The sequence below is a fragment of the Shewanella sp. Isolate13 genome (assembly GCF_022398325.1).
GTDB lineage: Bacteria > Pseudomonadota > Gammaproteobacteria > Enterobacterales > Shewanellaceae > Shewanella.
This window is the reverse complement of record NZ_JAKEVD010000036.1, coordinates 33,792-48,299: the sequence shown is the minus strand read 5'-3', so window position 1 is coordinate 48,299 and position 14,508 is coordinate 33,792. Positions and strand designations below refer to the sequence as shown.

General features: G+C 44.3%; 9 protein-coding genes and 5 tRNA genes. 8 read left to right on the top strand and 6 right to left on the bottom strand.

The annotated features are described in order from the left end of the window. Positions 1–112: 112 nt before the first annotated feature. The 6 genes from L1D44_RS18195 (at position 113) to L1D44_RS18170 (ending at position 2,909) form a co-directional block, all read left to right on the top strand. Positions 113–188: transfer RNA gene (locus L1D44_RS18195), tRNA-Lys, on the top strand. Positions 189–229: 41 nt separating this feature from the next. Next, positions 230–305 (top strand) — tRNA-Lys (locus tag L1D44_RS18190). A gap of 41 nt (positions 306–346) precedes the next feature. Continuing rightward, positions 347–422, top strand: a tRNA-Lys gene (locus L1D44_RS18185). Positions 423–463: 41 nt separating this feature from the next. Then, positions 464–539 (top strand) — tRNA-Lys (locus L1D44_RS18180). A 41-nt stretch (positions 540–580) separates the two neighbouring features. Beyond that, a tRNA-Lys gene (locus tag L1D44_RS18175) sits at positions 581–656 on the top strand. A gap of 1,092 nt (positions 657–1,748) precedes the next feature. Next, positions 1,749–2,909, top strand: a complete 1,161-nt coding sequence (locus L1D44_RS18170) for a DcaP family trimeric outer membrane transporter (RefSeq protein ID WP_239892716.1) — start codon at positions 1,749–1,751, stop codon at positions 2,907–2,909. 61 nt (positions 2,910–2,970) lie between these two features. Here L1D44_RS18170 and L1D44_RS18165 read toward each other — a convergent pair whose 3' ends face one another. The 3 genes from L1D44_RS18165 to acs form a co-directional block, all read right to left on the bottom strand. Further along, positions 2,971–3,237: a GrxA family glutaredoxin gene (locus tag L1D44_RS18165; RefSeq protein WP_220769725.1), complete on the bottom strand. Its 267-nt coding sequence runs from the start codon at positions 3,235–3,237 to the stop codon at positions 2,971–2,973. Positions 3,238–3,314: 77 nt separating this feature from the next. Beyond that, on the bottom strand, positions 3,315–5,066 hold the full coding sequence (locus L1D44_RS18160; RefSeq protein WP_239892715.1) for a DEAD/DEAH box helicase: 1,752 nt from the start codon (positions 5,064–5,066) through the stop codon (positions 3,315–3,317). A 180-nt stretch (positions 5,067–5,246) separates the two neighbouring features. Then, positions 5,247–7,199, bottom strand: coding sequence for an acetate--CoA ligase (gene acs, locus L1D44_RS18155; protein ID WP_239892714.1), 1,953 nt, complete (start codon positions 7,197–7,199; stop codon positions 5,247–5,249). 176 nt (positions 7,200–7,375) lie between these two features. Here acs and L1D44_RS18150 point away from each other — a divergent pair, with 176 nt between their 5' ends. Beyond that, a complete protein-coding gene (locus L1D44_RS18150) occupies positions 7,376–10,804 on the top strand; it encodes a PAS domain-containing hybrid sensor histidine kinase/response regulator (protein ID WP_239892713.1) in 3,429 nt (1,142 codons plus the stop codon). Between the two features lie 66 nt (positions 10,805–10,870). On the opposite strand, the gene L1D44_RS18145 is transcribed toward L1D44_RS18150, so the two are convergent. After that, positions 10,871–11,203, bottom strand: coding sequence for a hypothetical protein (locus L1D44_RS18145; RefSeq protein ID WP_239892712.1), 333 nt, complete (start codon positions 11,201–11,203; stop codon positions 10,871–10,873). A gap of 335 nt (positions 11,204–11,538) precedes the next feature. On the opposite strand from L1D44_RS18145, the gene L1D44_RS18140 reads away from it, so the two are divergent. Further along, positions 11,539–12,828, top strand: a complete 1,290-nt coding sequence (locus tag L1D44_RS18140) for an FAD-binding oxidoreductase (protein ID WP_275660528.1) — start codon at positions 11,539–11,541, stop codon at positions 12,826–12,828. Positions 12,829–12,936: 108 nt separating this feature from the next. Here L1D44_RS18140 and L1D44_RS18135 read toward each other — a convergent pair whose 3' ends face one another. Next, complete coding sequence (locus L1D44_RS18135; RefSeq protein ID WP_239892711.1) at positions 12,937–13,596, bottom strand: response regulator transcription factor; 660 nt, start codon at positions 13,594–13,596, stop codon at positions 12,937–12,939. A 250-nt stretch (positions 13,597–13,846) separates the two neighbouring features. Beyond that, on the bottom strand, positions 13,847–14,275 hold the full coding sequence (locus L1D44_RS18130) for an acyl-CoA thioesterase (protein WP_239892710.1): 429 nt from the start codon (positions 14,273–14,275) through the stop codon (positions 13,847–13,849). Positions 14,276–14,508 lie beyond the last annotated feature (233 nt).

The window sequence follows — 14,508 nt, the reverse complement described above, 5'->3', positions numbered from 1 at the left end:
GTTAGCTCAGTCGGTAGAGCAGTTGGCTTTTAACCAATTGGTCGAAGGTTCGAATCCTTCACGACCCACCACTTTTCTGCCAGTGGCTAAACAAGTAGAAGCAAAACCAGATGGGTCGTTAGCTCAGTCGGTAGAGCAGTTGGCTTTTAACCAATTGGTCGAAGGTTCGAATCCTTCACGACCCACCACTTTTCTGCCAGTGGCTAAACAAGTAGAAGCAAAACCAGATGGGTCGTTAGCTCAGTCGGTAGAGCAGTTGGCTTTTAACCAATTGGTCGAAGGTTCGAATCCTTCACGACCCACCACTTTTCTACCAGTGGCTAAACAAGTAGAAGCAAAACCAGATGGGTCGTTAGCTCAGTCGGTAGAGCAGTTGGCTTTTAACCAATTGGTCGAAGGTTCGAATCCTTCACGACCCACCACTTTCCTGCCAGTGGCTAAACAAGTAGAAGCAAAACCAGATGGGTCGTTAGCTCAGTCGGTAGAGCAGTTGGCTTTTAACCAATTGGTCGAAGGTTCGAATCCTTCACGACCCACCACTTTTCTGCCAGTGGTTAAACAAGTAGAAGTAAAACCAGATGGGTCGTTAGCTCAGTCGGTAGAGCAGTTGGCTTTTAACCAATTGGTCGAAGGTTCGAATCCTTCACGACCCACCACTTTTTGTTCTATTCTTGAAATACTCCCTCCCTCATCTTAAAAATATCCGGTTAACTTACATTCATTAGTCAGTTCAGTCGCGTTTGTTATAGATCATGCAGTTGGCTTTACTCTTAACCTCCACATTGGTCGAAGGTTCGAATCCTTCACGACCCACCACTTGTTGTTCTATTCTTGAAATACTCCCTCCCTCATCTCAAAAATATCCGGTTAACTTACATTCATTAGTCAGTTCAGTCGCGTTTGTTATAGATCATGCAGTTGGCTTTACTCTTAACATCCACATTGGTCGAAGGTTCGAGCTCTTCATAATCCATCGCTTTTTAAACTCCATTTAGTTTCTAACAGACTTTTAGTAAGCTATTTCTGTAACTGGTAATCGATAATCAAATAAATATAGATTCAGTCACGTTAGTTTAAAATGGTGGTGTAGTTGTATTAGTCTAAATTACCAATTGCTAGAAAGTTTGTGGTCTTTATGAACCGCTAATTCTTAGTTAAAACGCTTAATCTCTTATCCTGCTGATGCAGTCGCTACTCCATTGTTTCTTAGTCGAGCAGCGAGTTTGTATATACATAGGCGGATTTTTAGCGGCAAAAATTCTATTGGATAGGTTTAAAGAGATCTTAAATTCTCTCTAATGAACTTCTTTTAAAGAGTTAACAGGGGAGCTTGATTTAGCTAACTCAGATATCATTATTGCTATAAGGGGGATGGTCTAGCAGTTTGGTGCGGCAATCCTCTAAAATTACGATTCTTTCGTTGTAACTATTTGTTTTTTAGGGTTATAGCGTCTTACTGGTAACTCGGTGTTAAATGTTGTTATTAGCCTACTGTTACTGCCTCAGCTTCTGTTTTAAATAGATTCCAACCTAGGACTTCCAGCGGTATAAATTTCAACTTAACTAATTATCTTTTAGAAAATTAACACTTTGCATAATTATTGACTAGTATTTGATTCGTTAAATGCGGATATGATTAATTAGCTGTAAGTGTTCTACCTTTGTCTGATAGACCTATTGCTAATGTTGTCGGGTTGTTAACTCGGTCATATTTTGTAGGGATAATAAAAATATCTGGGAGAAAGGGAATGAAACAAACAAAATTAACAGTGTTGGCCGCTGCAACAATTGCAGCGATGAGTTTTAGTGCTCAAGCTGATACAGAGTTTAAGTTTGGTGGATATGTTAAGGCCGATGTGATGTTCAGTGACTACAGCAACGGTGCACCAGGCTCAGGTAGTCTATCTCGCCAATTCTATGTGCCCGGCACGATATACGGTGATGCGAGCAACGGTACGCAAGTTGTCGATTTTCAGGCGAGAGAGTCACGTTTTAATTTTAAAACGTCAACTGATCTTGATGGGCATAAACTGACTGGCTTTATTGAGCTTGATTTTATGACCCATACCGATGGTAATGAACGCGTGTCGAATAGTTATTCTCCACGTATTCGTCAGGCATTTGTCAGTTTCGATAATTGGGCTGCGGGCCAAATGTGGACAACGTTCCAAAATCCAGGTGCGTTACCAGAGAACTTAGATTTCGTTGGGGCAGCTGATGGTACCCCTTTTGTACGTCAAACCATGATTCGTTACACCAATGGTGGCTTCCAGTTCTCAGTTGAGAACCCTGAAACAACCGTAAATGGTTATCGAGACCCAACCGGAAGCCGTATTACGAGCGGCAGTGGCATGGTGCCAGATTTTGTTGCGCGTTATAACATGAAGACTGAGGGCGGAATGGCGTTTACGTTTGCAGGTATCGCGCGTCAGTTAAATGTTGAAATGGATAAGGATACAGCGAACCCTGTCGATGCTTCTGAGCTTGGCTATGGTGTGAGCTTTACAGGTGTCATTCCTGTTGGGCAGGACGATATTAAGATGTCTGCGACCTACGGTGAAGGCCTGGGACGTTACATGGCACTTAATTATGTAAATGCTGGTGTACTTGATGCTAACGGAGACATTGAGACTATCGAGTCCTATGGTGGCTTTATCTCTTATCGTCATTGGTGGAATGATAAGTGGAGAACAAGTATTACAGGTTCGGGTTTTAAAGCTGAGAACAATGTTGACTTAATAGGTAATAACGTCAACAAAGACTCCTACTCTGGTTATATTAACTTGCTTTACTCACCAGTTAAGCCGTTAACGGTCGGTGTAGAGTATATGTATGCAAAAAACACGAAAGAAAATGGAATGGATGGTGAGTTAAATCGAGTGATATTTTCGATGAAGTACGTGCTCTAGCTTAGCAGAGGTCAATAAAAAGGAGGCAGTAGCCTCCTTTCTATATGCTTGCAACTTATGATTAGGCAGCAGGCATTAATTCGTTATCTCTTACATACTGCTCAAACTCAGTGCATCCGCCAACATGTTCTTTGTCTACAAAGATTTGTGGGACTGTTTCAACTGGCTTGCCTACGGTTTTTTCAAGATCCGCCTTGCTGATGCCTTCTGCGTGAATATCTACGTATTTGAATTTAAAATCATCACGTTTTTCAGTTAGTTGCTCTGCAACTTGTACTGCACGCACACAATAAGGACAACCTGGACGACCGAAAATAACTACAAACATAATAACTTCCTCAAATTTAGCTTGTGCACTTTATATCATAGCCATTGCAATAGTTCTAATCGATATTAGAGGTCATGTTAATCGTTTAACTCAAAATGAGAATTTTCGGTTTGGTAACGTCCTTTGTAATCAAAAATGGTTTCCATCAGATCCCAGCCTTTTTTTCCTTTCTTCAGTAACAATAAATCTGGTTTCCTGAAGAGGGGGGCGTCATCACAGAGTTGTTGTGGTGTTTTATATTTCTTATGTTTTATTCCTGGAGTGCGGCTATGTGGAAACACAAACAGCGCAAATACTGCGCGGACCTGTGCAGGTGTTTGCATCTTAAAATAGCGGCAGAAATCGTTGCCATCGAGATCGATATAACGCACGGTTAAGCGATCCTCTTGTGCTTCGAGGAGCATACTCTGGCACTTAAACAGGTGGTGATGTTTCTGCTGTAGAACTTCTTTTAAACGTTTATCAGGGTCGACTAAAATAGCTTGGCAATGGTGACAGACTTTGGCTGCAATATCATTTTCTTCACCGCAATTAGGGCAGGCTTTAGATCGAAAGCGAAAATCACATTGTTCCTTGTGTCCATCTCTTTCTACTAGTGCCTGACATCGACGGCCAAAGTGCTCAATAATATCGCCATCATTATCGGTGAGTCCCCAGAAGATATTGGCGAAATCGCATACAGGGCAGTGAACTTGCACAGGTTTACACTTGCTATTGGGTTTAGGTTGGCCAACTTCAGGGTAAAACAGATCATAGCCGTTGGCGGCATAATCAATAACAAGACACTCAGCCTTATTTTTATCGATTCTAAGCCCTCGTCCTACCATTTGCTGAAATAAGCTGACAGAGGCTGTAGGGCGTAATATGGCGATAAGATCCACATGGGGGGCATCAAAACCTGTGGTCAATACTGCAACGTTAACTAGATACTTAATTTGCTTTGCTTTGAAGGCATCGATTAAGGAGTCTCTGTCATCGCGAGAAGTTTTTGCTGTAATGAGCGCAACGGCTTCACCTGCAAGCTTAGTGACAATCTCCTCGGCGTGCTTGACCGTGGCCGCGAAAATAATAATACCCTGCCGATGTTCTCCAAGAGCGATTAATTGCTTCACGATAGCTGTGGTTGCGCGGCCGCAATGATTGAGAATCGAGTTAACCTCTTTTTCATTATATTCGCCAGTGGCTGATGCGGTTAGCTCACTAAAATCATATTGGGCACTAAGTCCGTCAAACATCTTGGGTTGACTTAAGTATCCTCGCTTAATTAAAGGGCGCATCGGCAGCTCGAATATACACTTCTCAAAAACAGGCTTTTCAGTGTCGCCTATCTTGCCGTGATAGTGGTGGCGATAGATCCAACCTAAATCTAAGCGGTAAGGAGTCGCTGTTAAGCCTAGCAACCTGATCTTACTGTTTTTTGATTTAAGGTGAGTGAGCAGTTGTTGATACTGACTACCTTTATCCGGACTAACACGGTGACACTCGTCAATAATCACTAAGCTGTATGGTTCATCGAATTGCCCGGGTTGTTTTGTTGCAGACTGAATGCTGGCAACCACGGTTTTGCCGTCTGTGGATTTTTGGTTGAGGCCTGCCGAATAGATCTCTGCCTTTGTGGTGAGTAAACCGACCTTTTCGGCATTTTGGGCAACGAGCTCTTTGACGTGGGTGAGAATGAGTACACGGCCTTTCGCTATTCGTGCAAGCTCGGCGATGACAATACTCTTTCCCGCACCAGTCGGTAGCACGAGAACCGCAGAGTCAGAACTTGCTCTAAAATGGCTAATGGCCGCGTCTACAGATTGCTGTTGATAATCTCTCAGTTGCACTAAACGAACCCAATTAAAAACGATGTTATTGCCGAAATGATCCCATATTTGGTTCAATGCGATAAGCAAAATCTTGGCAGATTTTAATATTGTTGTCCTTGAGGTGAAAAGGGGATAAAAAAAGCCCCTCAATGAGGGGCTAGGGAGTCGAACAATAGAAATTGTTAACTGGCTGAGTGTTTATTCACTGCGGTTTAGACGGGTCTCAATCAATGTGTCGATAACGGCAGGATCTGCTAGTGTCGATGAGTCACCTAAATTGCTCACCTCATTAGCCGCAATCTTGCGAAGGAAGCGACGCATGATCTTGCCTGAACGAGTCTTTGGTAGGCCGCCAGCCCATTGAATAAGATCTGGCGTTGCTAGCGCGCCAATCTCTTTTCTAACCCATTGGCGCAGCTCTTGACGCAGCTCTTCGGTTTCAACTGTGCCTTTGGTTAAGGTTACATAGGCGTAGATCCCTTGTCCCTTAATGTCATGTGGGTAACCTACTACTGCTGCTTCGGCGACAAGCTCATGAGCAACTAATGCACTTTCGACTTCTGCTGTACCTAAGCGGTGGCCCGATACGTTAATCACGTCATCGACGCGACCAGTGATCCAGTAATAACCATCTTCGTCACGTTTTGCACCGTCACCGGTAAAGTACATGCCTCTAAAGGTTTTAAAGTAAGTCAATACAAAGCGATCATGATCGCCAAACACGGTGCGCATCTGTCCCGGCCAAGAATCGAGGATAACTAAGTTTCCTTCGTTAGCGCCTTCGACGATATTCCCCATGTTGTCGACAAGAGCGGGTTGAACCCCAAAGAATGGGCGAGTTGCCGAACCTGGTTTGGTATCAGTGGCACCCGGCAGCGGGCTGATCAAGATGCCGCCGGTTTCTGTTTGCCACCAAGTATCAACAATAGGGCACTTCTCATGGCCGATAACATCGTTGTACCAGCGCCATGCTTCAGGATTAATCGGTTCACCCACCGAGCCCATAATACGTAATGAGCTACCGTCAAAGCCTGCAAATTGCTCTTTTCCTTCAGCCATTAAGGCGCGAATAAGCGTAGGCGCCGTATAAAGAATATTCACTTTATGGCGGTCAATCATCTCCCCCAAACGGGCTGGACTTGGGTAGTTTGGTACGCCTTCATGGATAAGCACTGTCGCGCCGTTGGCTAAAGGCCCATAAACCATATAAGAGTGACCGGTGATCCAACCTACATCCGCTGTACACCAATAAACTTCATTTTCTTTATAGTCGAACACATACTCGTGGGTCATAGCGGCATAAACCATGTAACCACCCGTGGTGTGTAACACACCTTTAGGGTTACCTGTAGAGCCCGAGGTATAGAGAAGGAACAGTGGATCTTCCGCCCCCATCTCTTCGGCAATACAGTGCTCTGATGCAGTCTCCATTAATGATTCCCACCAGATATCACGACCTTCAACCCAGTTGATATCGCCGCCGGTTCGCTTCATCACGATAACCTTTTCGATGCAGTTAACATCTGGATGCGAAAGGGCTTCGTCGATATTGGCTTTTAATGGAATGATCCGGCCACCGCGTACGCCTTCGTCAGCAGTGATAACGACTCGTGAATTTCCGTCGATAACACGAGAGGCGATAGAATCAGGTGAAAAGCCACCAAAAACAACAGAATGGATAGCACCGATACGAGCACAGGCAAGCATGGCAATTGCAGCTTCAGGTACCATAGGCATGTAAATGGTGACCACATCGCCACGGCGTACGCCCTGACTGCGCAGCGCATTAGCGAACTTACAGACTTGGGTGTGCAATTCGCCATAGGTCAGTGTGCGTTGATCGTTTGCATCATCGCCTTCCCAGATAATTGCCAGTTTGTCGGCATTGTTTTCAAGGTGCCTATCTAAACAGTTGGCTGATGCGTTGAGCGTGCCGTCATAGAACCACTTGATAAAGAGGTTGTGGTCATCGAAAGAGGTTTTCTTTACCTTAGTAAAAGGTTTTATCCAGTCGATTCGGTTACCGTGTTCTCTCCAGAAACCTTCAGGGTTTACAATCGACTCCTGATACATTTTTTTATATTGTTCATCGTTTACAAGTGCGTTTGCAGCGATTTCACTTGGTACTTTATAGAGAGACTGCGTGCTCATTGGGCTTCCCTTATCTAATAATGCGTAAGCTGAGTATGGATTGGGAGAGGGCTCTTTCTCTATTAGACCTTGGTCTAGTAATTAAATATCCTTATTTTTTAGTTGCTTGTAATTTTAATTCGGCTGGATTTCATTCGTTTTTTACCGCAAAATAGGTTAAAAAAAAAGAGAACTCTATGAACTTGACCGTGTTGGTTGGCTCCATTGCCATCGTTTATGTGTTGCTGTTGTTTCTTCTCGCTTGGGGCGCGGAGCGATGGTTTGGCGGGATCACAAAGCGGATCCAGACCTGGGTCTACGGTTTGAGTCTAGCCGTATACTGCTCTTCATGGAGTTTTCTCGGTACCGTTGGTCAGTCGGCGCAAGACTTATGGTCATTTCTCCCTATCTTTATCGGCCCCATCCTAATTTTTACATTTGGCTTTAGCTTGCTACGCAAGATGGTGATTGTGTCAAAAGCGCAAAATATCACCTCAGTCGCCGACTTTATCGCGGCCCGTTATGGCAAGTCTCAGCTTCTAGCTGCGATTGTGACGCTTATTGCCCTGTTTGGGATCATGCCTTATATCGCACTGCAGCTAAAAGCCATGGTGTTTAGTCTTAACCTTTTCCAGCCCGATGGTGCCTTGTTTGATGGCGGGGTTGTCTCACTGATTATTACCGCTATCTTGGCTGTTTTTGCCATTTTATTTGGTACTCGCAAGCTTGATGCGACCGAGCATAACCCCGGTATGATGCTGGCTATTGCCTTTGAGTCGCTTGTAAAACTTGGGGCATTCTTACTTGTAGGAATAGTGATTAGTTTTGGTGTGTTTGATGGCTTTGGCGATATTTGGCAGCAGGCCAACGAGCGAGAGTTAATTAATGCCCCCAATATCCGCATTGAATCGCTGATGCCAGAACTGTTAGTGGGAATGGCTGCTTTTTTGTGTATGCCACGCCAGTTTCACGTGATGATGGTGGAGTGTGAGAATGAGAAAACCATCTTAAAGGCGCGTTGGTTATTTCCTCTCTATCTGCTGTTGTTTGGCATATTTGTCGCCCCTTTGGCTCTGGCTGGCAAGTTATTGCTGGGCGATGCAGTGGCTGCTGACACTTATGTGATTAACTTGCCACTTGCGCTTAATCAGCCTTGGCTTGCCGTTGTCGCGCTCTTAGGTACACTCTCGGCGGCAACTGGCATGGTGATAGTCGCGGTGGTGACCATTAGTGTCATGGTGAGTAATGAATGGCTGGTGCCATTGATGCTGCGCACAGGGCAAATAAAAGAGAAAAATTTTAGCCAATTTTCGCAGCTACTATTAAATGCGCGGCGCCTAGCGATTATGTTAATTCTGGGCTTTGGTTACTTCAGTTATCTCTCCTTTATGGATAACGATTCCTTGTCATCGTTAGGAATGTTGTCTTTTGGTGCCTTTGCACAGCTTGCCCCTGCGCTGATAGGGGGGATGTATTGGAAACATGGCAATCGAGGTGGCGTATTTTTGGGTCTTGGTGTTGGCTTTAGTTTGTGGTGTTATATTCTGTTGCAGGGGGCTATCGATTCTCCAGCAATTGTTACCACAGATTTTGCACTGCTTGAATCAATTACTCCTAATGTGCGTGACATTTTAATTGCACTACTGGCAAATTGTGCTTGCTATATGTTGGGCTCAGTTTGGTTTAGAGCAGGAGTTGCCGAGCGTATGCAAGCGAGTGCTTTTGTGACGCCAGGTCAGCTAAAAAAAGATACCAATCGTAAAAGTGCGCCTGTTTCACAACAGGATTTACTTATTTTAGCCAGTCGCTTTGTTAGCCCAACACGAGCTTATGAAAGCTTTTCTGCGTTTTCCGAAGAAGCGGTAAAAAGTGATAGTTGGCATAAGGCTGCATCGCCAGAACTTATCGCTCATACCGAACATATGTTAGCCGGTGTCTTGGGCGCATCTAGCGCCTCTCTCGTTCTAGACTCCGTACTTCAGGGCCGTGACTTGGCCCTAGATGAAGTGTTTAGCCTTGTTGATGAAGCTTCATCGAAAATTATCTTAAGTCAAGATATGCTGCGCGGCGCGATTGAACATGCCTATGAAGGCATGAGTGTGGTCGATAAAGATCTAAACCTCGTCGCATGGAACTATAAATATGCCGAGCTATATGACTACCCTGAAAACTTCCTTCAGGCGGGAATGCCTATCAGTGATGTGGTGCGCTTTAATGCTACCCGAGGTTTTTGTGGTGAGGGAGAGATAGAGGAGCAGGTGGAAAAACGCGTACAACATATGCGTAATGGCACACCTCATGTCTCTGAGCGACAACGTAAAGATGGCAAGGTGATCAAAATTCAAGGTAACCCTATGCCTAGCGGTGGTTTTGTGATGACCTTTACCGATATTACTCAGTACCGTCAGCAAGCAAAGGCACTCCAGCAAGCCAATGAGACATTAGAAGCTAGAGTTAAAGAGCGTACTTATGAGCTATCTATGCTCAACAGCCAACTTTTAGAGGCAAAGGCGCAAGAAGAAAACGCCAATGCTTCTAAAAGTCGATTCTTGGCTGCAGTGGGTCATGATCTAATGCAACCTTTAAATGCGGCTAGGCTGTTTACCGCTTCTTTATCTCAGTACCCAAATCTGGATCAGGAGGGAAAAACGACTCTTAACCATGTCAATAGCTCGCTGAAAATCGCGGGAGAGTTACTTACCGACTTACTTGATATCTCTAAGCTTGATTCCGATATGGTGGAAGTTAATCGGCGTGATTTTGCCATTGCCGATTTAATCGATGGATTAGCCGTCGAGTTTGATGCTATGTCCAAGGATTGTTTGATTAAATTCAGTTTTGTTTCTAGTTCGGTAACCATCAACTCAGATCCGAGCCTGCTGCGAAGAGTGCTGCAAAACTTTCTCACTAATGCCTATCGTTACGCCAAGGGAAATAGAGTCCTGCTAGGCTGTCGTCGCCGTGGTGAAGAGCTTGAAATTCAAGTCATAGATACCGGTTGCGGTATCGATGAAAGTGAAACGTCAGAGATCTTTAAAGAGTTTAAGAGACTGGATAATCCAGAGAGTAAGAGCGTCAGTGGATTAGGACTTGGGCTAGCTATTGCCGACAGAATTAGTCGGGTGTTATCCCATGAGATAAATGTGAGTTCGGAGCTTGGCAAAGGATCAATTTTTTCAATACGTGTCCCCATTGGTAAAAAGAATACCGCTCCTAAGCCTAAAAAAGTGCCTTCGCTATTACAGCCTCTTGCTGGGGTAAAGGTGCTGTGTATCGATAACGAGGAGGCTATTTTAGCAGGCCTTGAAAGCCTATTGAGTCGCTGGCAATGCGAGGTGATTTGCGCAAGCGATCTGGCCGATGCACGTATTAAGCTCGGCTTAAAAGGCGTCGCCCCCGATATCGTGCTTGCCGATTATCATTTAGATCATGGGCAAAATGGTGTTGATGCCATGGATGGAATAAGAAACCTTTATGGAGAACACTTACCCGGAATTCTAATTACCGCGAACACCCAAAAAGAGTTAATCGATGACATGCAACGCCGAGGGTATCATTACATGGCGAAGATGGTGAAGCCTGCAGCATTGAGAGCCTTGATCTCAAGTTTAGTGAAAAGAGGCTAGGGTAAAACTCAAAGCGCGGCATAATAAAGACACGGTTTAAAGCGTCTTTATTATGCCGGCTAGGAACTATTCAACTTTCACCGGAGTAAGACCTTTATCCCGTGCTTCAACTGCAGATTCGACATCGAAGCCACCGGTTTTCCAACTCTTTGCTTCTTCAGGGTTAAAAGATTGATTTTTCCAACTTTGAGCACTTTCTAAATTAAAGCCAGCATTGGCCCATCCGCTAGATTGCTCCGCGTTAAACCCTGCACCTTTCCATGCTTGTGCTTGTTCAGCGTTAAAACCAATCTCCTTCCAATCAGCAATGTCTCTTTCTGACATACCTTTCCATGTGGCAGGTGAAGATGCGCAAGCACTTAGGGCTAAAGCAATGAGTGCGATACCGAGTTTTTTCATGTCGCTTTCCTTTGTTTTTAAATGATTTTATCTATCTTTGTAAACTGAAATATAACTGCTCGCTGACTGTCCAAAACACATTATTTAACGTTTGATAACTTAGACATTCACTATTGAAGATAGTAGGTGAACATAGACTCGACAAGTTACTGACACCAAGGCAGGAAATAGAGAAAGCCCAAACTGGCATGGCGATAACCTGGTAAAAACATCAATTTCTACTTGGTATTTTTCAAACCTTGACCCGCTTAGTTTTTGATGGATATACTGAACAAATTATTTTTTTTGTAAAAAATATAAAACAAGAAGTAACCGATTACTCAAAAGGAATGAAGATGTCTGAGCCACGCTGCAACTCTTATTACAACGCAACGATTAATAATGAAACGGATTATCCTGAGTTAGAGGGGGCGCTTCGGGTTGATGTAGTGATTATTGGTGGGGGTTTTACTGGTGTGGCTACGGCGTTAGAGCTTAGTGAAAAAGGCTACAAAGTCGCGCTACTTGAGGCCAATAAAATTGGTTGGGGCGCAACCGGACGCAATGGCGGACAGGTAACCGGAAGCCTATCTGGTGACGAGGCGATGACTAAGCAGCTTCGTAAGCGTATTGGTAGCGATGCAGAACAGTATGTTTGGAATATGCGTTGGCGTGGGCATGAGATCATTAAACAACGAGTAAAAAAGTATGATATCGATTGTGACTTAAAGTTTGGTCACCTTCATACGGCGTACAAGGTCAGCCATTTAAGAGAGCTTGAGAAAACCTATGCCGAAGCTTGCCTTAGAGGTATGGAAAGCGATTTAGCTATGCTCACTAAAGCTGAGCTAGCTGAGTATATCGGCACGCCTCTGTATCACGGTGGACTGCTTAATAAACGTAATATGCATCTGCACTCAGTTAATCTCTGTATTGGTGAGGCGAGAGCCGCAGCAGGTCTTGGAACACAGATCTTTGAACACTCAGCGGTGCTTGATATTGACGATGGCGCCCTAGCAACAGTAACAACGGCCAAAGGCAAAGTGGTCGCCAATCGTGTGGTCATAGCTGGTAACGCGTACCATAGGCTGGCCCGTAAAAAATTACGTGGGATGCTATTTCCTGCGTCCTTGGGGAACTGCGCCACGGCGCAACTAGATCCTGAGTTAGCACAAAGCCTGATCCCAAGAGATGTAGCTGTTTATGATACACGTTTTGTCCTCGACTATTATCGCTTAACGGCAGATAACCGCCTGATGTTTGGGGGAGGGACCAATTACTCCGGACGCGACTCAAAAGATGTTGCCGGAGAGCTAAGGCCAGCGATTGAACGCACTTTTCCGCAATTGAAAGGTGTCGACATTGAATTTGGTTGGACAGGAATGGCGGGCATCGTACTTAATCGTATTCCTCAGTTGGGTAAAGTGTCGCCAAATGTCTATTACTGCCAAGGTTATTCAGGCCATGGTGTGGCTACATCTCATATTATGGGCGAAATTGTGGCAAATGCCGTAGCTGGGGAGTTGCAAGAGTTTGATTTATTTGCACAGATGTCTCATTACCGTATTCCACTTAATGAGTGGTTTGGTAATCAAGCATTGGCGCTGGGTATGATGTACTACAAGGTGATGGAAAACTTTCGATAAAGTGACATAGATAAAGCTGATGTAAATGTCAGTCATAAAAAATCCGCTGCAATAATTTGTCAGCGGATTTTTTACAGTCGAAGCTAGCAAAGTAAGGGGGACGCCGACTTAGAGGTCGACCTTCTCCATCTCCAGTTGTTGCAGGGCTATTACTGCTTGGGTGCGGTTTCTGACCCCAAGCTTTCTAAATATCGCGGTTGCATGGGCTTTAATGGTCGCTTCCGAGACCTCTAGGTCATAAGCGATCTGCTTATTAAGCAGGCCTTCGGCAAACATCTGTAGCACTTTATATTGCTGTGGCGTGAGATCTGCAAGTTTACTGGCCATCAAGTTAGTTTCATCTTCATTTATCTCTTGAAGTTCAACGCCTTGAGGTAACCAAACATCACCAAATAAAACGGCTTCTAGAGCTTCTGCTAAAGTTTCCATCGAAGACGACTTTGGAATGAAGCCGGAGCTACCGTAATGGATTGCGCGACTGATGGTGAGGTTATCTTCATGAGCTGAGATTACAACCACAGGTAAGTCTTGAAAATGAGTTCTTAGGTGGATCAGCGTAGAGTAACCATGGGAGCCAGGCATCTGCAGATCTAATAACACCACATCATATTCAATGTCGCTTATTTCGAGTAGGGCTTGCAGCGCATCGGCGCTATCGGCTTCAAACCATTGGGTATTTTTAAACTCAGACGATAAAGCTTGTCTTAGAGCATTTCTAAATAACGGGTGGTCATCGGCAATAATAATATTTAAATTTTCAGGCTTCATGGCTTTATAAGGTTGTGTTGGTTGCGCGTGAAGATAGTTCAATGTAACAGATAAATGACAAGGGATTCTATGGCTTTAAGCTTGAAAACTTACTATTTGTTAAAATAAGTGCAGAAGTTAGACTTTAGTCTAAAGTGGTAGTGATGAGCTTTTTAGAGATGATTGCTACGGAATGACAGCGGCAGTTATATAGCAAAGGGCTAAGGTGATAGCCCTCTGTTCTGCTTGCGCTTATCGAGAGTGATACCTGTTAATTATGGGGGGGCCAAACAGCGGTTGGCTTTCTTTGTTCATCAACGGCAACAAAGGTAAATACACCACGAATAGCATGCTCTCTCAGATCTTGATACATATCCTCCACGAAAATATTGACTTCAACTTTAATTGAAGTATTACCAACATGGATCACGCGGGCAATGAGCTCGGCTAGAGTACCTGCAGGGATAGGCTTGTTAAAATCGATTCTGTCTGAGCTTACTGTTACTAGGGTTTTGCGGCAAAATCGGGTCGCAGCGATAAATGCGGTCTCATCCATCCAAGCTAACGCTTCTCCACCAAATAGGGTGTTGTGATGATTAGTAATAGAGGGGAATACAGCTTTAATGACACGGGCTTCAGACTGTTCGATTCGAAGGGCTACGTCTTCGGGAAATTGCGAAGGAGTTTGAGTTAAAGGCATACGGCAACCTATGGTTATGCATTTGGAGGCGAGATTATAGTCGATTTTGTAATTTTATAACAGGTTGTCTTGGAGGACTGTCTGAGACGACCGTAAAGAATGGAGTTCTCTGCTGTAAAACACGGTAGGTGTAATGTGATATCTCTTGGTTTTACGGATCAACGAGTTTTGTCTACTCGATAAAATAACGGCATAAAAAAACGTACCGACTGATTGAGAGGGTACGTTTTTCT